Here is a 24397-nt window from a genome sequence, read left to right on the forward strand (position 1 = left end):
CGTCGGTCGTCTTTACGATCGGTCCATGTTGGAGCCCCGGGTGTCGGTCGTGCTGCCGCTCTTCGGCGACCACCGCGCCACACAGGTGCTGCCGCGGGTCTGTCGTGCCTGGCTCGCCCAGGACGTCCCCTGCGAGATCGTGATCGGCGTCGGCCCGGACACGGTGGTGCCCGAGCTGCCCGACGACCGCGTCCGGCTGGTCTACGCCGACCAGGGACCGTCCGCGGCCGGCCCGCTGCGCAACCTCGCGGCCGCGGCTGCCCGCGGATCCACGTTCTACCTCGGCGACGCCGACATCGTGCCGCTCGGCACCGACTACCTCACCAGGGCGCTGGAGCTGGGCCGGGACCGGGTGGTGATCCAGCCCTGGCTCTACCGCCTGGTCGACAGGTCCGGCACCCGCGACGACCTCGTCCTGGAGAACCCCCGCTTCGGCCGCGTCTGCCACGTCCAGGCAGGCCCCGACGGCCGCCTGCAGCCCGTCGGCCCGGAGCGGTTCCTCTGGCAGGGCCGCGACTGCATGATCGTCGAACCCCCGGCGGGGGTCGGCTGGAACGTCCGGGAGGGGTTGCCCTGGTTCCCGCCGCCCTACCACTGGGGCGGCTTCCTCGTCGAACGCAAGCTGTTCGACGACGTCGGCGGCTACTGCACCCGCTACTCCGGCTGGGGATGCGAGGACGACGACCTGATCGCCAAGCTGGAGGGCCGCATCGAGGTGCTGCGCGCCTGGCGCGCCGCGCGCGGGCTGGCCTGCCTGCACTTCGAACACTCGCGTACGCACACCGTGACCCTGCCCGCCAACCAGGAGATCCTGGCCCGACGGCTGGACCGCGGGGTCGACGCGATGATCGCAGAGGACCGGTAGATGGACGCGCGAGCCGCGATCGCGGTCACCGACCTGAGGAAGACCTACGGCGCCACGACCGCCCTCGACGGGGTCTCGTTCGAGGTCGCCGAGGGCGAGTTCTTCGGGCTGCTCGGCCCCAACGGCGCGGGCAAGACCACCACCCTGGAGATCGTGGAAGGGCTGCGGCGGCCCGACTCCGGCCAGGCCCTGATGTTCGGTGCGCCGTCCTGGCCGCCCAACCCGGACCTGATGCGGCGCATCGGCGTACAGTCGCAGACGCCGGCGTTCTTCGAGCGCCTGACGGCCGCCGAGCAGATCCACGCGTTCGCGAAGCTCTACCGGGTCCCCGCCGTGCGCGCCGACGAGATGCTGGCCGCCGTCGGCCTGTCCGACAAGGCCCGGACCCGGGTCGAGCAGCTGTCCGGCGGCCAGGCCCAGCGCCTGGCCATCGCCTGTGCGCTCGTCCACGATCCGCAGCTGGTGTTCCTCGACGAGCCCACCGCGGGACTCGACCCCCAGGCCCGGCGCAACCTCTGGGATCTGCTCCGCGACATCAACGCCGCTGGCCGGACCGTCGTGCTGACCACGCACTACATGGACGAGGCGGAGGCGCTCTGCCACCGGGTCGCCATCATCGACCACGGGCGCATCCTCGAATGCGGACCACCCGAGACGCTGATCCAGAAGGCCGACGCCGTCACCCGCGTCATCGCGCGGGCGGCCCTGGTCGACGCCGGTGAACTGCGCCGGCGGTTCCCCGAGGCGACCGTCACCGAGGACGACGCCCGGATCGTCATCGCCAGCCCTGATCCCGCGCCGGTGCTCGCCGAGCTGGCAGCCCGCGGCGCGCTGCGCGACCTGGTGGTCAAGGGCGCCACCCTGGAGGACGCCTACCTGACGCTGACCGGGCGGGAGTATCGCGCATGAACGGCCTCGGAACCCTGTCGCAGATCCTGCTGCGCGGCTACCTGCGCGACAAGGCGTCGCTCTTCTTCACCCTGGCCTTCCCGCTGCTGTTCCTGGTCCTGCTCGGCGGGCTGTTCGGCGGCGCCGACACAGCGCCACAGGTGAAGGTCGCCGTCGTCGGACCGGTCGACGTCCTGGACGCGCTGACCGACGGGCAGCGGGCCCAGATCGGCCAGGTGCTCGCCATCACCCGGACCACCGACCTGGCCGCGGCGCTGGACCAGGTGCGCTCCGGTGACCGGACGGCCGCCATCGTCCAGCACGGCACGCAGGTCCAGGTGCACTACTCGGCCGCCGACCCGTCCTCGGCCGCCACCGTGCGCAGCGTCGTGGAGTCGCTGGTGCAGGGGGCCAACCTGGCCGCCACGGGACAGCCGCCCAGGTTCACCGTCTCGGTCACCACCGTCCAGGACGCGTCCGTCAAGCAGATCCAGTACCTCACGCCCGGCATCCTCGGGTGGGCCGTCGCCACCGGCGCCACCTTCGGCGCCGCGTCGACCCTGGTCGTCTGGCGCCAGCGCAGGCTCACCCAGCGGCTGGCGCTCAGCCCCGTCGGCGTGCCGGCCGTGATCGGCGCGCGCATCCTCGTCAGCCTCGGCCTGGCACTGGCGCAGACGCTGCTGTTCCTCGGCATCGCGGCCGCCTTCTTCGATCTGCAGCTGACCGGGGCGTGGTGGCTGGCGATCCCGCTCGTCCTCGCCTCGACCCTGGCGTTCCTGTCGGTCGGGCTGCTCGCCGGGGCGACCACGAGATCCGTCGAAGCCGGCAACGCCGTCTGCAACATCGTCGTCATCCCGATGGCGTTCCTGTCCGGGTCGTTCGTACCGCTGAGCTTCGCGCCCGACTGGCTGCAGGCCGCCTCGCTGGTGCTGCCCCTGCGGCAGTTCAACGAGGGCGTGCTCGACGTGCTCAGCCGCGGCGGGGGCGTCGGCGACGTCGTGGTGCCCCTCGCCGTGCTGCTCGGCTTCGCCGCCGTGCTCACCACGGTCGCCGTCCGCCTGATCCGCCGCGAAGCCGACTGAGAGGGCACCGGACACGTGAGCCGCCGAGGCGTGTACTTCGTCGCCAACGACGCCGTCCTGGACCAGGCCATCGCCTTCCTGAACAGCTTCCGCGCGCACAATCCGACGATCGCGCTGTGCCTCATCCCCTACGACGACGACGTCTCGGGCCTCGTCCGGCTGGCCGGCGAGTACGACTTCGGGATCTGGTCCGACGACGACACCCTGGCCTGGTGCGACGGCGTGAGCCGGCGATTCCACGACCGCACCGTCGGCCAGTACCGGAAGCTGGCGATGTGGGAGGGCCCCTTCGACGAGTTCGTCTACATCGACACCGACACCGTCGTGCTGACCGACATCGGCTTCGTGTTCGCCCATCTGGCGGACTTCGGCTTCGTCGCCTCGCACTCCAACCTCCCCCAGATCCGCAAGTGGGTGTGGAAGGACTCGATCTACGACGCGCAGGTCCTCACCGGTCGGCAGATCGCGTACGCGGCCAACACCGGCTTCCTGGTCTCCCGCAGGCAGTGTCTGCCGCGTACGGCGGTCGACGAGCGGCTGCCCGCCGCGGTCGCGCTGGCCGAGCACATGGAGCTGTACTGCTGTGAGCAGCCGCTGCTGAACTACCTCATCGTGACCTCGGGCATCCGCCACGGCAGCCTGATGACGATCGCGGCCAAGACGCGCTCGTGGCACATTCCCATGGAGCGCTGGGCGGGCGATCCCTCCTACGTGGTCGAGGACGGCCGCGTGGTGGTGCCGGACACGCCGCATCTGCTGATGCACTGGGCAGGCGAGTGGGCGCGGGCCCGGGACACCGGCGCGCAGATCCCCTACTTCGCACTGTGGAACCACTACCGCCGACTTCGCGACCCGCAGGAGACCCGATGACCGCCGCAGCCGACATCGCCGTGATCGGCGGATCCGGCCTCTACAGCCTCCTCGACGGGGGCTACGAGGTGCGACCGGACACCCCGTACGGCGCCGCATCCGACGCGATCACCGTCGGGGAGGTGGCCGGACGTCGGGTCGCGTTCCTGCCCCGGCACGGCCGGGACCACCGCCACCCGCCCCACCGCATCCCCTACCGCGCCAACCTGTGGGCGCTGCGCGCGCTCGGCGTACGGCAGATCCTCGCCCCCTGTGCCGTCGGCGGCCTCACCGCCGGCCTCGGCCCGGGCTCGTTCGTGCTACCCGACCAGCTCATCGACCGCACCAGCGGTCGCGAACGCACCTACGTCGACACCGGAGCGGCGCACGTCAACTTCGCCGACCCGTACTGCCCCGCCGGGCGTCAGAAGGTCCGCGACACCGCCGCCGCCACCGGCATGGACCTCACCGGCACCGGCACCATGGTCGTCATCGACGGGCCGCGCTTCTCCACCCGCGCCGAATCGCGCTGGTACGCCGCCTGCGGCGGCACCGTGATCAACATGACCGGCGCGCCCGAGGCGGCCCTGGCCCGCGAACTCGCCCTGTGCTACACGACGATCGCGCTCGTCACCGACCTCGATGCGGGCGTCGAAGGGGACCACGGCGTCACCCTGGACGAGGTGTTCCGCGTGTTCAAGGACAACACCGAACGCATGCGGGCGCTGCTGCTGACCACCATCGCGAACCTGCCCCACCAGCGTGACTGCCCCTGCCCGGCCGCACTGGACGGCCTGCAGATGCCCTTCGAGCTGCCCTGACGGTCGGTGCCGGCGGGGCCGCCCGGTGGTGCCGGACAGCCCCGCCGGGCGGTCGTCAGTGCGCGACCGGGCAGCCGTTGGTGAGCTTGCCGAGGAACTGGTTCGGGTCGTAGTAGTGCTCGACCTCCAGCAGCTTCAGGTCGTCGCTGACCTTCGCAACGCTGATCCCGAACATCTCGATCGTCTTACCGTCGGGCTGGTGGCCGTGGTACTCGCCCTCGAACGCGCCCCAGTGCCGCCACTTGAACGTGACCACCGGGGGCGGGCTGATGACCTCCAGGACCTCCCAGTAGAACCCGTTCGGGAACGCCTTGTGGAAGATGTGGTGCGAGGAGTCGAACGACTCCTGGCCGCTGCGGTAGAACGGGCTGTCCCCGATGAGGATGTTGTAGCTGCCGATGTCGGCGATGTCCTGCGCGCTGGCCCACGGACCGCCGTTGACGTTGGTGCGGAAGTGCTCGGTCACCATCGACACCCAGGTCGCCGGGTCCTTCTTGTACGAGACCTCCATCTCGAAGACCTGGACGATGCTCTCGACGATCGCCTCGAGCGAGTCGGGCGCGTGCTGGGTGGTGCGCTGGCCCGGCATGACGGTGTGCGAGAGGTGGTAGTCGGGGGTGGTGCCGTCACGCCAGGCCGACGTCTCGGCGGCCTCGATGACAGCGGTGCGGCCCTGGAGCCACAGGGGGGTTTCAGACACGACGGATCTCCGTCCTTTCACGAGCGATGAGGGGTGACGGCAGGCCGGCCGCCTGCCGGGAAGCTGCGGAAGGACTCATACGGCCACCGACCACCGGCGGTCATCGGCGGTGGCGGCTCGGTGCAGGGTCGGCCCAGGCAGGCGGCATGGCCCACCGCGACACCTCCCCCGCTCGATGGTCGCAGTGAGAGTATCGATGTCGCGACAACCATGGAAGTCCAAACGCGAATCTGCGTGGCATTCCTGCCGGAGCGCGAGACCGTCCCGCCAGGAGTGAACGACTCTTCAGCGAACGCGTGAATGCCCGTAGCATTCGGGTCCATGAGGACGTCGAAGCTGACCGCGGCCGGACTGCGGCGGGTGGGGATGGCGCTGGTCGCCGCGATCGCCGTCACCGCGGGCGCCGCCACCATGTCGGCTTCGGCGGCGGCGCCGCTGACGGTGGCCGCCGCGCTGTCCGCACAGGACGGCCGCTCGGCGGCGGTGACCGGCTACATCGTCGGCCAGCCCACCGCCACCAACACGGTCATCAAGTCCGGGTTCACCGGCGACACCGCGATCGCGATCGCCGACTCGGCCGCCGAATCCAGCACCTCCCGGATGCTGTACGTGCAGGTCACAGCCGCCTATCGGAGCGCCTTCGGGCTGCAGACCAACCCGGGGCTGATGGGCCGGTCGGTGACCGTCACCGGGACGCTCACGGCGTACTTCTCGCACGGCGGGCTCAAGGATCCGACCGCGATGAGCCTGACCGGCTCCTCCCCCGCGCCGTCGGCCAGCCCGACCGGATCGGGCGGGCCGTACGACAACACCTACTACGCCAGCGCGATCGGCAAGACCGGGACGAGCCTGCGTACCGCGCTGCACAGCATCATCAAGGTGCAGACGAAGATCTCGTACGACCAGGTGTGGAACGCGCTGAAGGCGACCGACCAGGACCCGAACAACGCCGGCAACGTGATCCTGATCTACAGCGGGCGCTCGCAGAGCAAGAGCAGCAACGGCGGCGGGGTCGACGACTGGAACCGCGAGCACGTGTGGCCCCAGTCGCACGGCAGCTTCGGCACCGCGACCGGGCCCGGCACCGACCTGCACCACCTGCGCCCCGAGGACGTGACGGTCAACTCCACGCGCGGCAACAAGGACTTCGACCTCGGCGGCTCGGCAGTGGGCGAGGCGCCGGGCAACTACACCGACGCCGACTCGTGGGAGCCGCGCAACGCGGTCAAGGGCGACATCGCCCGCATGATCATGTACATGGCGATCCGGTACGAGGGCGAGGACGGCTGGCCCAACCTGGAGCTGAACAACACCGTCAACGGCTCGGTCCCCTACCTGGGCAGGCTGTCGGTGCTGCTCCAGTGGAATCTGCAGGATCCGCCGGACGCCTTCGAGAAGCGGCGCAACCAGGTCATCTACGACAGCTGGCAGGGCAACCGCAACCCGTTCATCGACCACCCCGAGTGGGCCACGGCAATCTGGGGCGGCTGAACGGCGTACCCCCGGATTGACTCAGCCCGCCGGGAGCCATAGCGTCCCCGACCGTGCTCCGCCTTCCCCTAGCGGCTCGCCTGGCCGCGGTCACCGCCGTGACGATCGTCCTCTCCGGATGCGCGACGGCGGCTGCCGACGGCACCGACCCGGTCCTCGCCGAGCCGGCCCCCACGACCGTGCCCGGATCGGCCGCCGCGAGCCCGGCAGCGACTCCCAGCATGTCCGTGAGCGCCAGGCCGAGCGCATCCAGGACCGCCGTCGCCGCACCGGCCCGGTTCACCACCCTCAAGCCTGGCTCGAAGCTGCCCTCGGGCAGCCAGTGTGCAGCCTGGGTCCGCGCCCGCCCGAAGAAGGAGAACAAAGGCGCCAACCGCACCGCGAACCGGACCACCGGGCACAAGGTCGATCCCGCCGCGTTCGGCGACGGCGCCGCGCTGGCCAGGCGCGTGGACGGGCAGTTCACCGGCACCACCGAGGAGATCCTGCGGTGGGCCGCCTGCAAGTGGGGCATCGACGAGGACATCGTCAAGGCGCAGGCCGCGATCGAGAGCTGGTGGCGCCAGGGCACGCTCGGCGACTTCGACACCGACGCGGCCGCCTGCCCGGCCGGGCACGGTCTCGGCGTGGACGGCCAGGCCGGCAAGTGCCCGCAGAGCCACGGCATCCTGCAGAACCGCTACCCGTACATGAAGAGCGCGTTCCCCGGCGCGATGCGATCCACCGCGATGAGCGCCGATCTCGCGTACGCCATCTGGCGCAGCTGCTTCGAAGGCAAGGAGAGCTGGCTCAACACGGTGGAACGCGGCCGCCAGTACGCCGCGGGCGACGCCTGGGGCTGCGTCGGGCGCTGGTTCTCCGGCCGCTGGCACACCGCCCCCGGCGAGCAGTACGTCGGCCGGGTCAAGGACTACCTGGACCGGCGGATCTGGCAGACCGCCGACTTCCAGCAGCCGTGAGCCCGGCCGACGCCGCTCAGCCGACGTGCACCGGCGCCAACTCGGCCGATGCGTCCGCGAACCGGCCGGCCCGCACCACCGGCAAGGCGATGAGCAGCGCGGCGGCCATCCCGGCCAGGATCACGGCGGTCATCGCGAGAGCGTCCGCGCCGAGCACCCCGACCATCGGCGCCGCGACGGCCCCGACGCCGAACTGCACCGCGCCCAGCAGCGCCGCCGCCGTCCCGGCCGCCTCGCCGTGGCGGGACATCGCCAGCGCGGGCGCGTTGGGCAGCGCCAGGCCGCCCGCGGCGAGCACCGCCCACAGTCCCGCGAGCAGCGCGGGCAGGCCGCCGGCACCGGTCGCGGCTACCAGCACCAGCGCCAGCCCGGCGACGGTGCCCCCGGCCAGCGCGCCGAGCAGGATGCGCTGCGGGGTGTAGCGGCGCAGCAGGCGCACGTTGAGCTGAGTCGCGCCGATGAGCCCGGCCGCGCCCGCGCCGAACGCGATCGCGAACTGCTGCTCGTCCAGGCCGTACTGCCCCTGCATCACGAACGACGACCCGGCCACGTAGGCGAACAGCGCGGCCATGGCCAGGCCCGCCACCAGCACCAGGCCCACGAAGGTCCGGTCGCGCAGCAGCGTGCCGTACATGCGCAGGGTTCCGGCGGCGCCGCCGGACTGCCGCCGCGACACGGGCAGGGTCTCCCGCAGGAAGAACATCGCGACCAGCGTCAGCACGACGCCGAACCCGGCCAGCGCGACGAAGACGCCCTGCCACTGCGTCCAGCGCAGCAGCGCGCCGCCGAGGGTGGGCGCGAGCACGGGCGCGGCGCCCATGACGAGCATCAGCCGGGAGAACAGCTTCGCGAAGGCCGAGCCGTCGAACAGGTCGCGCACCACGGCCATGGCCACCACCGACGACGCGGCGACGCCGAGCCCCTGCAGGACGCGCAGCACCCCGAGCGTGGTGATGTCGGGCGCGACGACGCACAGCGCGGAGGCGACGACGTGCAGGACCAGGCCGTAGATCAGCGGGCGGCGGCGGCCGTACGCGTCGGACAGCGGTCCGATGACGAGCTGGCCCAGGCCGAGGCCGGCCAGGGTCCCGGTGAGCGTGAGCTGGACCGCGGTGGAGGTGGTGTGCATCGCGTCGGTGATGGCGGGCAGGGCGGGCAGGTACATGTCGATGGTGAGCGGGCCGATCGCGATGAGCGAGCCGAGCACGAGCACCAGCCGCAGCCGCTGCGCACCGGTCATCAGTTCACCGGGCGTCGCCGGTGCAATCAGGGTCGGAGCCGCGTCTAGGGTCGAGGTCACGTCTGTCATCAAATCCCCCGACCATCGGATGATTTCCCTACACGCCGGTAGGTGTCGCGGATCACAACCGGAGGACGGGAACTGCCGGCATCCTTCCGACGCGCCACGCCGGATCCGCGAGGCGGAACCTAGTCGCGCTGCTGCTCGCGGAGCCAGGTCGCGGCGCGGCGGGCCGAGGCCCGGGACAGCCACGCGTCCTGTATCACCTCGGCCAGCTCGCGCCGGGTCAGCTCACCGATCCGGCTCCCGCGCAGCAGCACGGACGGGTGGCCGTTGAAGTGCGGCGTGGTGAAGAACGGCGAAGACTCGTCCTGCACCATCGCCTGCTTGTCCGCGTCGGACGGCACCCAGAACACGATCACGTCGGGGTAGCGCTCGCCGGTGTCCGGATCGAACGCGTCGGGCCGCGGGTTGCGGAAGAAGACGAACGACTTGCCGCCGACCTGGTAGACGGGGTTCTCGCCGGTGCCGTACACGACGGTGACGTGCGGCATCGCCTCGGCCAGCTCGTGCACGTCCTCGACCCGCGCGGGCCTCGCCTCCTCGGACACCCGCCCAGCATAGGCGGCATGCCCGGTTCAGCCGCAGTACTCGGCGTGCAGTTCGGCGCAGGGACGGCGCAGGCCGGTCGCCACCCACCTCCGCACCCGACGATCCTCGGTCCCACCCCGGCCCACGGCAACCGACTTCCGCCACGGTCACGCCGTCGCCTGCCCGGCCCGTGGACGGTTGCGGCAGGACGGCCGTCGGCGGCCGGAGCGGGGCGGGCCGGGCTTGTAGGATGGCCTGCGAGTGAAGGGGCTGATGTCGTGGCTGGCAGGACCGTCGAGACGCGGGCGCCGCTGAGCCGCGACCGGGTGCTGCGGGCGGCGGTGAAACTCGCCGACGAGGGCGGCATCGCGTCCGTCACGATGCGCCGGCTGGCCGAGGAGCTGAACGCCGAGGCGATGTCGCTCTACCACCACGTGGCCAACAAGGAACAGGTGCTGGACGGCGTGATCGACGCGGTCGCCGCCGAGATCAACGAGGCCGTCGCGCGCATCGAACTGCCCACCGAGGGCGCGGCGTGGAAAGAGGCCGCGCGGCAGCGCATCCTGACCGCCCGGCAGGTGATGCTGCGCCACAGGTGGGCGCCGACGGTGTTCTCGACCCGCACCACGACCAGTCCCGAGGTGCTGGTCTACTACGACGGCCTGCTCGGCATCATGCGATCCGGCGGCTTCTCCAACGACCTGGCCCACCGCGCCCTGCACGCGCTCGGCAGCCGGGCGCTCGGCTTCAGCCAGGAGCTGTTCAGCCCGAACGACGGGCCCACCACCGGCGAGCCCGATCCGGCGCTGGCCGCGATGGCAGCGCGGCTGCCCCACCTGGTGGGCATGCTGTCCGAGGTCGCGCACGACGATCCTGATTCGACCGTCGGCTGGTGCGACGACCAGGCCGAGTTCGAGTTCGGCCTGGATCTGATTCTGGAAGGCCTCGACCGGCGCCGCTGACAGGCCGCCGGCTTTCTGGCACATCACTTCCGTTCTCACGCCTTGACTGCCTTACGGCGTAAGGCTACCTTACAACGTAAGACAGGCTTACGACGTAAGGTTGGGAGTGCTCGATGAAGGCGTACGTGATCAACGCGTTCGGCCCCCCGGAGAACCTGCTGCTCAGCGAGGTAGACAAGCCCGTGCCGGGGCCCGGTGAGGTGTTGGTGCGGGTGCGGGCCACCTCGATCAACCCGTACGACTGGCACCACATGCGCGGCGAGCCGTTCGTCGCCCGGTTCATGGGCGGCGGGCTCGGCCGGCGGCCCCATCCGATCCTCGGCTGCGACGTCGCCGGCGAGGTCGCCGCGCTCGGACCCGGCGTGAGCGCGTTCCGGCCCGGCGACGCGGTCTACGGGCTCGTCAAGCACGGCTCGTTCGCCGAGTACCTGTGCGCCCCTGCCGAGAACCTCGTCGCCAAGCCCGCCGCGCTGTCGTTCGAGCAGGCCGCGGCGGTGCCCATGGCGGGGGTGACGGCGCGCGTCGCGGTGCATGAGAACGCCGGGACCGCACCGGGCGGCCGGGTGCTCGTCAACGGCGCGTCCGGCGGCGTGGGCACGTTCGTGGTGCAGCTCGCGCGAGCCGCCGGGGCCGAGGTGGCCGCGGTGTGCAGCGGGCGCAACGCCGAGCTGGTGCGCTCGCTCGGGGCCACCGAGGTCTACGACTACACCGCGCAGGACTTCACCCGGCTCGCCCGCGGCTTCGACGCGCTGGTCGACATCGCGGGCAGCCCACCGGTGCGGGCCGCGCGGCGGGCGCTGCGGCCCGGCGGGGCGTACGTCGTCGTCGGCGGTAACGCCGGGCGCTGGCTGCGGCCCATCGACCACATCATGGCGGTGCAGCTGACCGGCGCGCTGACCCGGCAGCCGTCGGCGGTCACCGGGTTCGGGATCGGGGCGGACAGCGCACGGCACCTGACCGAGCTGGCCCCGCTGTTCGAGAACGGGCAGGTCACTCCGGTCATCGCCCGGCGCTACGCGTTCGCCGAGCTGCCCGCGGCGGTCCGTTTCGTCGAGGCGGGGCACGCGCCGGGCAAGGTCGTGGTCACCGTCGCCTGAGGCGCCAGCGACACGAGGCGCTGCGAGGAGGTGGCCGCCTCTTCCCGACGGTATCGGCGGCGAGCGTGCCCGGGACGCCTCGCCGTATCCGCACCCTCGGTGCCCGCCGCCGCTGAAAAGATCGCCGTCTCGTGTCAGAAGGTTAGGCCAGACCACACTTGCCGACACGAACCACTGATCTTCGCCGGGCCGAGCCGGGCCGGGCCGGATCAGACGGCGTACTCGTCGACCAGGCCGGAGAGGATGTCGCGGGTGCGGTGCAGCGCGGCGAGCTGCTCCTCGACCCGGTGCAGCTCCGTGCGCAGGCGTTCGGCCAGCCAGGGGGTGCGGATCGCGCGCTCGGTGATGCAGGGCAGCACGTCGTGGATGGTGCCGCTGGACAGGCCCGCGGCGAGCAGCGACTGGATCAGCCGGACCCGCTCCACCGCCCCGTCGGGATAGTGCCGCTGCCCGCCGCCGCTGCGCTCGCTGGCGAGCAGCCCCTGCTCCTCGTAGTAGCGCAGCGAGCGCGCGCTCGCCCCGGTCGCGGCTGCCAGGTCGCCGATACGCATGGATGTCGCTCCTGTCACAACACTTGACCCTGACGTCAATGTCAGGTTTTACCGTACCCGCATGACCGCGACGACGACCCTCCTGGGTTCCCTGCTCACCCCGACCCTGCTCGCCGGGCTGCCGCTGAGCAGCCGCTTCGCGATGGCGCCGATGACCCGGTTCCGCTCGCCCGGCGGTGTGCCCACGCCCGAGGTGGCCGCCTACTACCGGCGCCGCGCCGAGCACGGCGTCGGCCTGATCATCACCGAGGGCGTGCTCGTCGACCATCCCAGCGCCGGGCACGAGACGACCGTGCCGCGGCTGACCCCCGGACCGGCCGAGGACGGCTGGCGGCGGGTGACCGCCGAGGTGCACGCGGCCGGCGGCCGGATCGCCGCGCAGCTCTGGCACCTCGGCAGCGCCCGCGAGCCGGTGGACGGGGTGACGGCGTGGACGCCGTCCGGCGTGCCCGGCGGCAGCCGCGCGATGACGCCCGCCGACATCGAAACGCTGCTGGCCGCGTACGCCGAGGCGGCGGCCGGGGCGGCGCGGGCCGGGTTCGACGCGGTCGAGATCCACGCCGCGCACGGGTACCTGCTCGACGAGTTCCTCTGGCCGCACACCAACCGCCGCACCGACCGCTTCGGCGGGACCCCGGCCGCCCGCGCGGCCTTCCCGGCCGAGGTGATCCGGGCCGTACGCGGCGCGGTGCCCGCCGCGATGCCGGTGATCGTGCGGTTCTCGCAGTTCAAGGAGCGCGACTACGCCGCACGGATCGCCGAGTCGCCTTCCGAGCTGGCGGTGATCCTGGACGCCTTCGCCGCCGCCGGAGCCGACGTGCTGCACGCCTCGCAGCGCCGGTTCGCCGAGCCGGTGTTCGACGGCTCGCCGCGCAACCTGGCGGGCTGGGCCAAGCACCTGACCGGCCTGCCGACGATCACCGTCGGCTCGATCGGCCTGGACCGCGCCTTCTTCACCTCCGGCGCGCTGGACGAGCTGGTCCGCCGCCACGACGCCGGCGAGTTCGACGTCGCCGCGCTGGGGCGCATTCTGCTCGGCAACCCGGCGTGGGTGAGCCACGCCGCTGCCGGCCGGTTCGGCGAGATCCGCGACTATCGCAAGAGCGACGAGGACACGTTCTTCTGAAGCCGGTCGCGGCCGCTCGACGTCACTCGATGATCCTGCGCAGGACCGTGGCCAGCTCAGCCGGGCGTTCGTGCCACGGCTGATGCCCCGCACCCTCGATGACGTACATCCGCGCGCCCGGCACGGCGGCGGCGAGTGCGGCCACGGCGCTCGCGGGCCGCGGGTCGGCCGCACCGTGCACGAACCAGCAGGGCAGCTTGAGCGCCGCGGCCTGCGCCAGGACGGCGGCGTCGGCGCGGCGCTTCGTCTCGCCGTTGAGCAGGCGGTGCGCCTCGGCATTGATCGGCACGTCGGGGCGGGCGCCGGCCACCGCGAACGCCCACCCGGACACCGGGTCGGCGTGGTCGGTGCACCAGTTCAGCGCCCGCCACTCGGCCTCCTCGTCGCGCGAGCGCGCCGGCCTCGCCGTCAGGTCCGCCAGCCGCGCCGACTGCGCCGCCGTCAGCCGCCGGGCCTTCTCCTGCTGGTACGCGCTGCGCCAGTCGCCCACACCGACGCCGCTGAGATAGCCCAGCGCGCTGGTGTGCTGCGGATGTGCGACCGCGTAGTCGAAGGCGAGCGTCGCCCCGAACGAGTGGCCGAGCACGGCCCAGCGCTCGTGCGCCCAGTGCCGCCGCAACTGCTCGACGTCGTCGACGAACCTGGCCATGGTGTACCCGTCCGACAGGTCGGAGCCGCCGCACCCACGCTGGTCGAAGCGGTGCACGACGGTGTACGGCGCGAGCATGTCGGCGACGGGCGCGAGGTAGTCCCACATGCCCGGGCCGCCGTGCAGCAGCACCACGGGCGACCGGGTGCTCGGCGTGCCGGTGGTCCACGTGCGCAGCCGTACACCGTCATCCATCGCCACCATCCGCATCGGAGGATGATACGGCTAGCGTGGCGCGGGCAGGCGGATCGTGAAGGTGGTGCCCGCGCCCGTCGCGCTGGTCAGCGAGATAGAACCCTGGTGGTCCAGCACGATCTGCCGCGTGATGGCCAACCCCAGGCCGCTGCCGCCGCTGCTGCGCCGCCGCGCCGGATCGGCCCGCCAGAACCGGTCGAACACGCGCCCCTGGTCGGCGTCGGCGATGCCGCTGCCCCGGTCGACGACCTTCAGCAGCACCTCCCGGCCCACCCGGGCCGCCTCCAGGGTCACCGTCGAACCCGCCGGCGAGTGCCGCACGGCGTTGGTGACGAGGTTGCCCAGCGCCTGGCGCAGCCGGTCGGGGTCGCCCTCCGCCATGACCGCGGGGTCGGCGACGACGTCCAGCTCGACGGAGGCCGCCGACGCCGACGGCTGGTGGGCCGTGCGGCAGCTCTCCAGCAGGTCGCCCAGGCTCACCTGGGTGCGGTGATACCGCAGCGCGCCAGCCTCGGCCAAGGCGAGGGTCTGCAGGTCGTCGACGATCCGCTGCTGCAGCAGGGTCTCCTCGTGCAGCGAGCGGAACAGCGCCGCGTCGGCGGTGACCAGCCCGTCTTCGAGGGCCTCCAAGTATGCCCGCAGGTTGGCCAGCGGGGTGCGCAGCTCGTGCGCCACGTCGGCGATCATGCGGCGCTGCCGCTCCTCGCTGCGCTGCAGGGAGTCGGCCATGTGGTTGAACGTGACGGCGAGCCGGGCCAGCTCGTCGCCCCCGGCCACGGTGACCCGCTGGTCGAGGGCGCCCTCGCCGAAGCGCCGCGCGGCGACCGTGAGCCCGCGGATCGGGCGCAGCACGTGCCTGCTCAGCAGCAGGGTCCCCAGCAGGATGGGCGCGGTGACCGCGCCGACGGCGAGCGCGATCGGGGTGGCCGAGATGGTGCCCCCGGACGCCTGCACGGTCAGCCGCAGCGGCTCCGGAGCGGTGGTGCTGATGCGCGACAGGAAGGCTTCCTGCAGGCATGCCTGTTCGGAGCGGATCGGGTCGGCGCTGCCGGACGGGGCGGGGGTGGACGGCGTGGCGGTGGACCCGTAGACCGGTTCGCACTGGGCGACCTCGGCTGAGTCGCGGCGCAGCGACTCCGCGGTGCTGGCAGTGCCCTGCCGGCAGGTCAATACGACGTCGTCGGGCACGGTGGAGTGCGAGTAGGACGGCACGCCCTCGGTGACCGAGAGGACCTTGGGCGCAAAACCGTGCCGGGTCAGGCATGCGGCGAAACGCACCTCCTGGCGGTAGCGCTCGACCGACTGGAGCACGACGAGGTCGATCTTGCCGGTGATCCAGACCGGGACCTCGAACCGGGGACGGGCGTCGATGAGCGTGGTCAGGTCAGTGAGCGGCTCGACCGGCTGGTCCAGCAGCAGCGCGGTGTCGACGATGCCCTCGCGGGCCTCCTGCGTGTCGAGCCGGATCCGCCGCCCGGTCTGCCGGGCGAGCCGCTCCGCGAGCACGGCGACGCCCTCCCAGGTGCCGTGGTCCTGGCCGTAGCGGGTGATCTCGTCGGCGATCTGCTGCATGACCCGCTGCTGCGTCTCGGCGGACCGGGCGACCTCGTTCTTGGCGAAGGCCAGCGTGACGTACGTGCTGGCGCCGGTGGCGACGAGCGCGACCAGCGCGACGAGGACGAACACCCGCACCCGGAACGTCATGCGCCCGCCTCCGGGATCCGGTAGCCGCGCCCGTAGACGGTCTGCACGTAACGCGGCTCGGCCGGGTCCTGCTCGATCTTGCGGCGCAGGTTCATCACGTGCACGTCGACGGTCCGCTCCAGCACGTCCTGGTCGAAGCCGAAGGCGCGGTCGATGATCTGCGCACGGGTGAAGGCGCGGCCGGGTTCGGCGGCGAGCACCTCCAGGATGCCGAACTCCTTGGCGGTGAGCGTGACCAGCCGCCCGTCGACCCGCACCTCGAAGCGGTCGGGGTCGACGACCAGGTCGCCGACGACCAGCGGCGTCCGGGTCCCGCCGGTGAGCACGCCGGAGCGGCGCAGCAGGGCGCGGATCCGGGCGACGAGCTGGCGCGGGCTGTACGGCTTGGTGATGTAGTCGTCGGCGCCCAGGTCGAGGCCGAGCAGGATGTCGTTCTCGGTGCTGCGGGCGGTGAGCAGGATGATCGGCACGTCGGACTCGCCGCGCAGGATGTGGCACACGTCCAGGCCGTCGACCAGCGGCATCATCACGTCCAGCACGACCAGGTCGGGCTTGCGGGCCCGGCACTGGTCGAGCGCCGCCCGCCCGTCGGCCACCGACAGCACGCTGTGCCCCTCGTGCTCCAGATACATGCGGATGACGTTCGCCTGCTTGGGATCGTCCTCCGCGACCAGGATCCTCGCCGTCATCGCGTCACCTCCGTGCGTTCGGCCAGGGCAGTCTGCCCGTACCGGTGTGAAGAACCCGTTAAGGCCCGGCCGCGGGCGGCCACATCGGCCGCACATCGGCTCTTGATCGGGTCTTAACAAGTGGGCCCATACCGTCCGCTGGATCGCCGGACTGGACGGAGGCATCGTATGTGCGGCTTTGTGGTCTTCATCAGCGCCGAGGGTGTGGGGGACGCGCGGGAGGTGGTGCACGCCGGGCTGTGCGCGATCCGGCACCGAGGGCCGGACGACTCGGTGGTGACGGTCCCGCAGCCCGGGGTGACGATGGGTTTCCAGCGGCTGGCCATCATCGACGTGGCGGGCAGCCGCCAGCCGCTGACCCACGCCGGGCGCTGGGACCTGTGCTTCAACGGCGAGGTGTACAACTACCGCGAGCTGCGCGAGGAGCTGGCGCGGGAGTTCGGCGCCGTGTTCGCGACGGCGGGTGACGCCGAGGTGCTCGCGGCGGCGTTCCACCACTGGGGTCCCGGGGCGGTGCGGCGGCTGCGGGGCATGTTCGCGTACGCGCTGTGGGACCGGCAGGAGCGGCGGCTGCACGCCGGGCGCGACCCGTTCGGCGTCAAGCCGCTGCACTACGCGGTGACCCCGGCCGGGTTGTGGCTGGCCAGCGAGCGCAAGTCGCTGCCCGGCGGCGGCGGGATCGACCCGGACGCGCTGGCGCACTACGTGTCGCTGCAGTACGTGCCCGAGCCGTACACGATGGACCGGGCCGTGCGCCGGGTGCCCGCGGGGCATGCGCTGACCTGGGAGCCGGGCGGGCAGGTGCGGCTGGAGCGCCACTTCCGGCCCGTGTTCGCGCCGCGCGCCGGGGTGGGCGAGCAGGAGCTGACCACGCGGGTGCGCGACGCGCTGCGCGACAGCGTGCGGGCGCACATGGTCGCCGACGTGCCGGTCGGCGCGTTCCTGTCCGGCGGCGTCGACTCCAGCGCGGTCGTGGCGCTGGCCAGCGAGGTGAAGCCGGACCTGCAGGTCTTCTCGGCCGGGTTCGACATCCCGGGATACTCGGAGCTGGACCTGGCCGCCGAGACCGCGCAGGGCCTCGGGCTGCGCTTCACGCCCACCGTGGTCACCGCGGCCGACGTGCTGCGGGAGCTGCCGCGTATCGCCTGGCACCTGGACGACCCGCTGGCCGACCCGTCGCTGATCCCGCTGTTCTTCCTGGCACGCACCGCGTCCCGGCAGGTGCGGGTGGTGCTGTCCGGCGAGGGCGCCGACGAGCTGTTCGGCGGGTACGAGATCTACCGCGAGCCGTTCGCGACCGCGCCGGTGCAGCGGCTGCCCCGCGCCGTGCAGGGCACCCTGCGGCAGGTGTCGCGGGCGATACCGGAGGGGGTGCGCGGCAAGAGCTACCTCGACCGCGCGACCACCCCGCTGGAGCAGCGCTACTACGGCAACGCGCGGATCTTCGACGCCGAGCAGAAGGCGCGGCTGCTGCACGGGCGGCCGGCGGTGGCGCGCACGGCGGTGACCGACGAGGTGTACGCGCAGACCGCCCACCTGGACCCGGTGAGCCGGATGCAGCTCGTCGACCTGCACACGTGGCTGCCCGGTGACATCCTCACCAAGGCCGACCGCATGTCCATGGCGCACTCGCTGGAGCTGCGCGTGCCGTTCCTGGACCAGCGGGTGTGGGAGGCCGCCGCGAGCGTGCCCGCCGCACTGCGGGTCTCCCCCGACAGTCCGCAGACGAAGCGACTGCTGCGGGCCGCCGTGGCGGGCCTGCTGCCCGCGCCGGTCGCGCAGCGGCGCAAGCTCGGCTTCGCCACGCCCGCCCGGGTGTGGCTGCGCGGCGACATCGGCGACTGGGCGCACGAGCTGCTGTCCCGCTCCGCGGCCGGCGCGCACCTGGATCTGGCGTACGCCCGCAGCCTGCTCGTGGCGCACCAGCGCGGGGAGGCCGACCACTCGCGCAAGGTGTGGACCGTGCTGATGTTCTGCCTGTGGCACGCGATCTTCGTCGAGCGCTCGATCGACCCGTTCGCCGGGGCGGCCCGGCCGGTGCCCGTCGCGAGCACCGCCCGGTGAGGCGGTCACACCGGCGGCCCGGTGTAGCGCCTGCCGTCCAGGTAGGGCCAGGGGTTGGCGGTGCAGCCCTTGAGGCCGAACGTCTGCTGCTGCATGGTCGGGGCGGGCCTGCCCTTACCCGGACACTTCTCGTGGTTGCGCCCCAGCTCGTGCCCGACCTCGTGGTTGATGACGTAAGCGCGGTACACCGACAGTTCGGTGCCGCCGTCGACGTAGTCGGGCACGGACAGCCGCCAGCGGTTGAGGTTGATGACGACCCGGCCGGGCAGGCGGCACGAGGTGTAGGAGACGCCGTCCACGCGCGTGTCCATGTAGCCGCTCGCGCACAGCCGCCGAGTCGTCTCCCCGGTCGCGAGCAGGATCGTGAAGTCGTACGCCGACCCGCCGGGCACCCGCTGCAACCGCCGCTCTCCGCTGCCGATCCAGCTGCGCGGGTCGCCGAGCGTCTGCTCGACGGTGCGGGTGAACCCGGCCAGCTCGGCGTCGGCGATGTTGGTCTCGGCGGCCACCCGGAACCGGCGCAGCCCGCCCGCGCTGCCGAACACCCTGCTGCGCCCACCGGCGTATCGCCACGTGCCCGGCCCCGACGCCGGGAACTCCCCGTCCGGCCGGTAGACCGGAGCCGGCGACGGGGATGTGCTCGGGGCGGCACTCGGGGACGGGCTCGCCGCCTCGCTCGGCGGGACAGGCACGGGGGCGGCGGCCGGCCCGGCCGTCCCGCGCAACAACCCGAACCCGACCAACACCGCCCCGCCGAGCAGCAACAGCACGGCCCACCACCGGCCCACCGTGCCCCGGGTACGGCGCTGTCCCGTCCGGGCACCTCGGGAAGCCTGATCGGGATGCGGCACGCGACGGCCTGGGTGTCCTGAGACGTGGTCGGCATGTGAAGTCACGCGGGCACGCTAGACACCGGCTGATCAAGAACTTTTGAAGATCCGATCCGGCACTGATGGCATTTTGCCTGGTCAACAGCGGAGAAGAGACCGGATCCTGGCCCACCTGCCCGAGCCGGTGCCTGTCCGGGGCACCCACGCGGCCTCGGCAGCTGGTAGGAATGCGCCCATGTTCGAAACAGACGGGGTCACGTTACCGGCCAGCGACTACAACGACTTCGCCGAAGCCTACGAGGCGGCGAACGAGACCGGGCTCTTCAACGCCTACTACGACCGACCCGCGATGCTCGACCTCGCCGGCGACGTGTCAGGCCGCCGGATCCTCGACGCGGGGTGCGGCTCCGGCCCGTTGACGGCGGCGCTGCGCGCCAAGGGAGCCGTGGTCACCGGCTTCGACGTGAGTTCAGCCATGATCGACATGGCCCGCAAGAGGCTGGGCGAGGACGCCGACCTGCACGTGGCGGACCTGAGCAAGCCGCTGCCGTTCGCAGACGCCCAGTTCGATGACGTCGTCTCGTCCCTGGTCCTGCACTACCTGGAGGATTGGTCGGGTCCCCTCGCCGAGTTGCGCCGGGTGCTGAAGCCGGGCGGGCGCGTGATCCTCTCGACCATGCACCCCGCGGGCTATGCGATCACGTATCCCGAGGCCGACTACTTCGCGGTCACGAAGTACTCCGAGGACTACGTCATGGACGGCAAGACGGTGTGGCTGACGATGTGGCACAGACCGCTGCACGCGATGTCGGATGCTTTCGCCGACGCCGGATTCCGCATCGTGTCGATCAGCGAGCCGCCCCCCGCTCCGGACACTCCTGTGGAGCTGCTGCCACCCGACAAGGGCTCTGGGCGCTTCATGTGCTTCCTCTACTTCGTCCTCGAATCCGTCTGAAAGGAAACTCCGGGACAGGCCCAGGTTCCGAAAACGGCCTCGGGAAACCCTTGCCCTCAAACGGAAGCAACCTAAGGTTGCATTGATTATCCTCAGTAAAGGGCTTTCCCCTGATCCTCCCCGGGACGTCGGCCATGAGAGGCAACTGGTATCTCGTTGTCCCCCAGGGCACCAACAAGCCCTGGGCGGTGGTCCTCGGTGGCGACAGCAATACCGCCGCTTCCGGCATACCCGTGCTCAACTTCACCTGGGATCCGTCGATCAACGCGCTCAGGGCCGCGGTCGACGGCATCGGCTGAGGTGACCTCAGGCCGGCGCGGCGGGCAGGTGGATCGTGAAGACGGTTCCGGAGCCGAGTTCGCTGGCGGCGATGATGCGGCCGTGGTGGTCGGCGACGATCTGGCGCGCGATGGCCAGGCCCAGGCCGGAGCCGGTGGTGTACCCCCGGCCTCGGCCGCGGGCCCGGTCGGCGCGCCAGAAGCGGTCGAACAGGTGCGGCAGGTCCGCCTCGGCGATGCCGGTGCCGGTGTCGGCCACCTCCAGCACGTGCGACGGACCGTCGGCGGCGGTGGACAGGGTGATCGTGCCGCCGGGCGGGGTCGCGGCGAGCGCGTTGCGGATCAGGTTGCCGACGACCTGCCGCAGCCGGTCCGGATCGCCGTGCACTCGGTGCGGCCCGCCGCCGGTGACGCGCAGCTCGACCCCGCCCGCGGCGGCCAGCGCGGCGTGCGCGGTGCGGCACGTCGCGGCCAGCTCGGCGAGGTCGAGCACGGTCCGCTGGTAGGTGAGCACCCCCGCCTCGGCCAGCGCCAGATCCTGCAGGTCGTCGACGATGCGCTGCTGCAGCACGGCCTCGTCGTGCAGCGACTCGAACAGCTCGGGCGTCGGCGGCAGCACGCCGTCCTTGAGCGCCTCCAGGTAGCCGCGCAGGTTCGCCAGCGGCGTACGCAGCTCGTGCGCCACATCGGAGATCATCTGGCGCTGCCGCTGCTCACTCTGCTGTAGCGAGTCCGCCATCCGGTTGAACGAGCGGGCCAGCCCGGCCAGTTCGTCGTGGCCGTGCACGGGCACGCGCTCGGCCAGCTGCCCGTCCCCCACCCGCCCGGACGCCGCCGTGAGCGCGCCGATCGGGCGCAGCACGCGGCGGCTGAGCAGCCACGACACTGCCGCCCCGGCGACCGCGACGACGGCGGCGGTGGCCAGGATCGAGTCCACCGGCAGGCTGGGCGGCGGCTGCTCGGCCGCGCCGACGTACACCCGCAGCTCCGCGGGCGCCGACCGGCCGACGGCCGCCGAGAACGTGTCCTGCAGGCACGTCACCGCGCCGGTGGCCTGCGCCGCGCAGCGCCGCAGCTCGGCCTCGAACACGCGGTCGACGTCGTCGATGCCCGGCTGGTTGCGTGCCTCGATGTCGCAGGCCTTACTGGCCGCGCTGGAGGTGACGGGTCGCGGCAGCGCGACGCCCAGCTCCGACTCCTCCAGCCGGATGCCGATCCCGGACCTGGTCAGGCAGGCCGCGAAGGCGAGCCCCAGGCGGTACTCGTACTCCGCCAGCAGAACGATCTTGGGACTGGGATGCGCCACTGCTGCGGGCTGCGGCTGCCAGACCGGGCGGGGGTCGACGACCAGTGGCGGCCCGGCGACCTCACGGGCCGGCTGCCCGGCCAGCACGTCCGAGTCGGCCAGCACCGTGCCCTCGGTGGCGGCCAGCCGGATGCGCTGGCCGGTATGCAGGGACAACCGGCCCACCAGGTCGTCGACGCCGTCCCAGCCGCCCCGGGTGCGCGCGAAGTCGGTCAGTTCGGTGGTGATCAGCGACAGCTGCTCGGCGTTGGCGGTGACGGTGCGGTCGAACTCCCGCGACGCCTGGCGCAGGGTGAGCCACGCGGTCGCGCCGGTGGCCGTCACGGCGATGAGCATGACCAGCGCGATGACCCGGACGCGGAAGCTCACTGCTGCTCCGCGAGCCGGTAGCCGCGGCCGTACACGGTCTGCACGTAGCGCGGCTCGGCCGGGTCGTCCTCGACCTTGCGGCGCAGGTTCATCACGTGCGCGTCGACGGTGCGCTCCTCGACGTGGTTGTCGAACCCGAACGCGCGATCGATGATCTGCGCCCGGGTGAACACCCGGCCGGGCGCGGCGGCCAGCGTCGCCAGGATGCCGAACTCCTTGGCGGTCAGCTCGACGGCGCGGCCGGCCACCCGCACCTGGAAGCGCCCCTCGTCGATCTCCAGCGCACCCACCCGGACGACCTCGTCCTTCGCGCCGCCGGGCCGGGTGCGGCGCAGCAGGGCGCGGACCCGGGCGGCGAGCTGGCGCGGACTGAACGGCTTGGTGACGTAGTCGTCGGCGCCCAGGTCGAGGCCGACCAGGATGTCGTTCTCGGTGCTGCGGGCGGTCAGCAGCAGGATGCCGACGTCGGACTCGGCGCGCAGGATCCGGCACACGTCCAGGCCGCTCAGGGTGGGCATCATCACGTCGAGCACGAGCAGGTCCGGCCGGTACGCCCGGCAGCGCTCCAGGGCGGCCAGCCCGTCGCCGACGACCTGCACGCTGTGCCCCTCCCGTTCGAGGTACACCCGCAGCAGGTGGGCCTGCTTCGGATCGTCCTCCGCGATCAGCACCCGCGCGTTCACCCCGGCCCTCCCCTTCCGTGAGGCACCGAGACTAGCCGCCGGTGCGCGCGCCGCACCGGTTCTTCAACGGTTCTTCACAGCCCGCACCAGCAGTAGAGGTGGTCCCCGGCGGCCAGCGCGCGGCGGGCGAGCCCGGCGATCTCCTCGATGATCGGCAGCATCCGGTCGGCGGGCTCGCCGGAGTCCAGGCCCAGCTCCTCGATGCGCGCCCACTGCGCCGACAGGTCCGCCATGTGCTCGGCGGTGAGCCCGGCGAGGGTGTCGCGTACGCCGTCGTCGAGCGAGATCAGCCACGGGCCGGTGTCCTCGGCCTCGGGCCACAGCAGCTCGGTGCGCACGGTGTCGGTGTCCCACTCGGCGCCCCGGGCGAGGCTCACCAGCTGCCCGAGCACCACCCACGGGTCGATGCCGCGCAGGTCGGCCGTGTCGACGGACCCGTCGGGGACCGCGATCGGGCCGCCCTCCAGGCCGTCCATCAGGCGGACCGCCGTCGCGTCGTCGACGGCGCGGAAGTAGTCGAACAGCACACCCATGGCCGGTATTCGATCATGGGGGTCCGACAGCGTCAGCCGTAGGTCGGCCGGGGCTCCAGTGCCCGCAGCGCCGCCTGCGCCTTCGTGTGCCGGAAGATCCACGGCCGGACCCGGTGCCGGTCGAGGAACACCGGCCAGCGCGCCACGGCCTGCGCCACGTCGGCCACCGCGACCCGGCTGGACAGCTCCAGCACGGGCTCGGCCGGGAACTCCCACAGCTGCACCGACAGCGGGTGCGGCCAGCCGTGCGCCGACCCGGCCAGCCGCCGCACCGGCACCGGGCCGAACAGCGACAGCCCGTCCAGGGTCAGCCCGTGCGGCGCGTACGCGTGGAACAGCCGCCGCTGCCGCGGCGTGAACAGCGCGCTCGGCGGGGTGCGCCGCCCCACGGCGGCGGCCACGGTCGCCCCCGCCAGGCGCGTCTTCAGCGACGCCGAGCAGACGAACCCGCCCGGCGACATGTCCAGCTCGACCGTGAAGCCCTTGCGGCGGCGCAGGTCGGGGTCGATCGCGGCCGGGTCGGCGGGCCGCAGCCGCACGGTCGCGTCGGCGCCCGTCACACCCGTGCGGCGCACCCGCACGATCAGCCCGGCCCGCTCCAGCCCGAGCGCGGGCGTGTCCAGGTAGAAGACCTCCCGGGTCACCGCCTCGGCCAGGTCGAACCCCAGCGACGCGGCCGCCCGGCGGCCCTCTCCCTCGGGCAGCACGGCCTTGAGCTCGACGGTGTCGCAGGCGTCCACGAACCCGGGGACGTCCGGGACGGCGTACCGACCGCTCATCTGCCTTTCCGATCTCACAGGGGCCACGTGTGATCGAAACGAGTACACCCCGATCCCGGTTATCGCCGCGTCGGGTGGTCGTCACCACGGGTGGGTCCGTGCACCTACCCTCCGGCACGCACGGTAGACAAGACGAGGGAC

General features: G+C 72.3%; 25 protein-coding genes. 13 read left to right on the plus strand and 12 right to left on the minus strand.

The features are described from left to right. The first annotated feature begins 25 nt into the window (after window positions 1-25). Genes CS0771_RS27680 through CS0771_RS27700 form a run of 5 tightly spaced genes read left to right on the plus strand, consistent with a single transcriptional unit; the run spans window position 26 to window position 4505 of the window. A complete protein-coding gene (locus CS0771_RS27680; RefSeq protein ID WP_212843730.1) occupies window positions 26-865 on the plus strand; it encodes a galactosyltransferase-related protein in 840 nt (279 codons plus the stop codon). Continuing rightward, the gene (locus CS0771_RS27685) at window positions 866-1774 is read left to right on the plus strand and encodes an ABC transporter ATP-binding protein (protein WP_212843731.1); all 909 of its coding nucleotides are present in this window, start codon (window positions 866-868) and stop codon (window positions 1772-1774) included. Continuing rightward, a complete protein-coding gene (locus tag CS0771_RS27690) occupies window positions 1771-2835 on the plus strand; it encodes an ABC transporter permease (RefSeq protein WP_212843732.1) in 1065 nt (354 codons plus the stop codon). The genes CS0771_RS27685 and CS0771_RS27690 overlap by 4 nt, the downstream gene beginning before the upstream one ends. A 15-nt stretch (window positions 2836-2850) precedes the next feature. Next, window positions 2851-3705, plus strand: coding sequence for a hypothetical protein (locus tag CS0771_RS27695; protein WP_212843733.1), 855 nt, complete (start codon window positions 2851-2853; stop codon window positions 3703-3705). Next, window positions 3702-4505 carry an S-methyl-5'-thioadenosine phosphorylase gene (locus CS0771_RS27700; protein ID WP_212843734.1) on the plus strand — a complete coding sequence of 268 codons (804 nt, stop codon included), beginning with the start codon at window positions 3702-3704 and terminating at the stop codon, window positions 4503-4505. Before CS0771_RS27695 ends, CS0771_RS27700 begins: the two co-directional genes overlap by 4 nt. 55 nt (window positions 4506-4560) lie before the next feature. On the opposite strand, the gene CS0771_RS27705 is transcribed toward CS0771_RS27700, so the two are convergent. Further along, window positions 4561-5205, minus strand: coding sequence for a SnoaL-like polyketide cyclase (locus CS0771_RS27705; protein ID WP_203744025.1), 645 nt, complete (start codon window positions 5203-5205; stop codon window positions 4561-4563). Between the two features lie 321 nt (window positions 5206-5526). Here CS0771_RS27705 and CS0771_RS27710 point away from each other — a divergent pair, with 321 nt between their 5' ends. Beyond that, the gene (locus CS0771_RS27710) at window positions 5527-6696 is read left to right on the plus strand and encodes an endonuclease (RefSeq protein ID WP_212843735.1); all 1170 of its coding nucleotides are present in this window, start codon (window positions 5527-5529) and stop codon (window positions 6694-6696) included. A gap of 53 nt (window positions 6697-6749) precedes the next feature. Continuing rightward, complete coding sequence (locus tag CS0771_RS27715; protein WP_212843736.1) at window positions 6750-7655, plus strand: hypothetical protein; 906 nt, start codon at window positions 6750-6752, stop codon at window positions 7653-7655. A gap of 16 nt (window positions 7656-7671) precedes the next feature. Here the strand turns inward: CS0771_RS27715 and CS0771_RS27720 are convergent, their stop codons facing one another. Together CS0771_RS27720 and CS0771_RS27725 are read right to left on the minus strand one after the other, a co-directional pair. Beyond that, window positions 7672-8895, minus strand: coding sequence for a multidrug effflux MFS transporter (locus tag CS0771_RS27720; protein WP_212843737.1), 1224 nt, complete (start codon window positions 8893-8895; stop codon window positions 7672-7674). Window positions 8896-9083: 188 nt separating this feature from the next. Further along, a complete protein-coding gene (locus tag CS0771_RS27725; protein ID WP_212843738.1) occupies window positions 9084-9506 on the minus strand; it encodes an MmcQ/YjbR family DNA-binding protein in 423 nt (140 codons plus the stop codon). Between the two features lie 258 nt (window positions 9507-9764). Between CS0771_RS27725 and CS0771_RS27730 the strand changes: the two genes are divergently transcribed. Both CS0771_RS27730 and CS0771_RS27735 read left to right on the plus strand, forming a co-directional pair. Beyond that, window positions 9765-10448, plus strand: a complete 684-nt coding sequence (locus tag CS0771_RS27730) for a TetR/AcrR family transcriptional regulator (RefSeq protein ID WP_244871072.1) — start codon at window positions 9765-9767, stop codon at window positions 10446-10448. Window positions 10449-10561: 113 nt separating this feature from the next. Further along, window positions 10562-11545: an NAD(P)-dependent alcohol dehydrogenase gene (locus CS0771_RS27735; RefSeq protein WP_212843740.1), complete on the plus strand. Its 984-nt coding sequence runs from the start codon at window positions 10562-10564 to the stop codon at window positions 11543-11545. Window positions 11546-11754: 209 nt separating this feature from the next. Here CS0771_RS27735 and CS0771_RS27740 read toward each other — a convergent pair whose 3' ends face one another. Further along, a complete protein-coding gene (locus CS0771_RS27740; RefSeq protein ID WP_212843741.1) occupies window positions 11755-12096 on the minus strand; it encodes a MerR family transcriptional regulator in 342 nt (113 codons plus the stop codon). A gap of 61 nt (window positions 12097-12157) precedes the next feature. On the opposite strand from CS0771_RS27740, the gene CS0771_RS27745 reads away from it, so the two are divergent. Next, on the plus strand, window positions 12158-13222 hold the full coding sequence (locus CS0771_RS27745; protein ID WP_212843742.1) for a 12-oxophytodienoate reductase: 1065 nt from the start codon (window positions 12158-12160) through the stop codon (window positions 13220-13222). Window positions 13223-13244: 22 nt separating this feature from the next. On the opposite strand, the gene CS0771_RS27750 is transcribed toward CS0771_RS27745, so the two are convergent. Genes CS0771_RS27750 through CS0771_RS27760 form a run of 3 tightly spaced genes read right to left on the minus strand, consistent with a single transcriptional unit; the run spans window position 13245 to window position 16459 of the window. After that, entirely contained in the window at window positions 13245-14081 is an 837-nt protein-coding gene (locus CS0771_RS27750; RefSeq protein WP_212843743.1) for an alpha/beta fold hydrolase, read from the minus strand. A gap of 15 nt (window positions 14082-14096) precedes the next feature. After that, window positions 14097-15770: a cell wall metabolism sensor histidine kinase WalK gene (locus CS0771_RS27755; protein ID WP_212843744.1), complete on the minus strand. Its 1674-nt coding sequence runs from the start codon at window positions 15768-15770 to the stop codon at window positions 14097-14099. Continuing rightward, window positions 15767-16459, minus strand: coding sequence for a response regulator transcription factor (locus CS0771_RS27760; RefSeq protein ID WP_212843745.1), 693 nt, complete (start codon window positions 16457-16459; stop codon window positions 15767-15769). Before CS0771_RS27760 ends, CS0771_RS27755 begins: the two co-directional genes overlap by 4 nt. Window positions 16460-16627: 168 nt before the next feature. Here CS0771_RS27760 and asnB point away from each other — a divergent pair, with 168 nt between their 5' ends. Continuing rightward, window positions 16628-18523, plus strand: coding sequence for an asparagine synthase (glutamine-hydrolyzing) (gene asnB / locus CS0771_RS27765; protein ID WP_212843746.1), 1896 nt, complete (start codon window positions 16628-16630; stop codon window positions 18521-18523). A gap of 5 nt (window positions 18524-18528) precedes the next feature. On the opposite strand, the gene CS0771_RS27770 is transcribed toward asnB, so the two are convergent. Further along, on the minus strand, window positions 18529-19311 hold the full coding sequence (locus CS0771_RS27770) for a DUF3152 domain-containing protein (RefSeq protein WP_212843747.1): 783 nt from the start codon (window positions 19309-19311) through the stop codon (window positions 18529-18531). A gap of 142 nt (window positions 19312-19453) precedes the next feature. On the opposite strand from CS0771_RS27770, the gene CS0771_RS27775 reads away from it, so the two are divergent. Together CS0771_RS27775 and CS0771_RS27780 are read left to right on the plus strand one after the other, a co-directional pair. Further along, window positions 19454-20308 carry a class I SAM-dependent methyltransferase gene (locus CS0771_RS27775; RefSeq protein ID WP_244871073.1) on the plus strand — a complete coding sequence of 285 codons (855 nt, stop codon included), beginning with the start codon at window positions 19454-19456 and terminating at the stop codon, window positions 20306-20308. A 134-nt stretch (window positions 20309-20442) separates the two neighbouring features. After that, window positions 20443-20607, plus strand: a complete 165-nt coding sequence (locus tag CS0771_RS27780; protein WP_212843748.1) for a hypothetical protein — start codon at window positions 20443-20445, stop codon at window positions 20605-20607. 7 nt (window positions 20608-20614) lie between these two features. On the opposite strand, the gene CS0771_RS27785 is transcribed toward CS0771_RS27780, so the two are convergent. The 4 genes from CS0771_RS27785 to CS0771_RS27800 all read right to left on the minus strand — a co-directional run bounded on the left by CS0771_RS27785 (window position 20615) and on the right by CS0771_RS27800 (window position 24256). Then, entirely contained in the window at window positions 20615-22261 is a 1647-nt protein-coding gene (locus tag CS0771_RS27785; RefSeq protein WP_212843749.1) for a cell wall metabolism sensor histidine kinase WalK, read from the minus strand. Continuing rightward, window positions 22258-22944: a response regulator transcription factor gene (locus tag CS0771_RS27790; protein ID WP_212843750.1), complete on the minus strand. Its 687-nt coding sequence runs from the start codon at window positions 22942-22944 to the stop codon at window positions 22258-22260. Before CS0771_RS27790 ends, CS0771_RS27785 begins: the two co-directional genes overlap by 4 nt. A 74-nt stretch (window positions 22945-23018) precedes the next feature. Next, window positions 23019-23477 carry a hypothetical protein gene (locus CS0771_RS27795; RefSeq protein WP_212843751.1) on the minus strand — a complete coding sequence of 153 codons (459 nt, stop codon included), beginning with the start codon at window positions 23475-23477 and terminating at the stop codon, window positions 23019-23021. A gap of 32 nt (window positions 23478-23509) precedes the next feature. Further along, a complete protein-coding gene (locus CS0771_RS27800) occupies window positions 23510-24256 on the minus strand; it encodes a hypothetical protein (RefSeq protein WP_212843752.1) in 747 nt (248 codons plus the stop codon). Window positions 24257-24397: the final 141 nt, after the last annotated feature.

This window comes from Catellatospora sp. IY07-71 (assembly GCF_018326265.1).
GTDB lineage: Bacteria > Actinomycetota > Actinomycetes > Mycobacteriales > Micromonosporaceae > Catellatospora.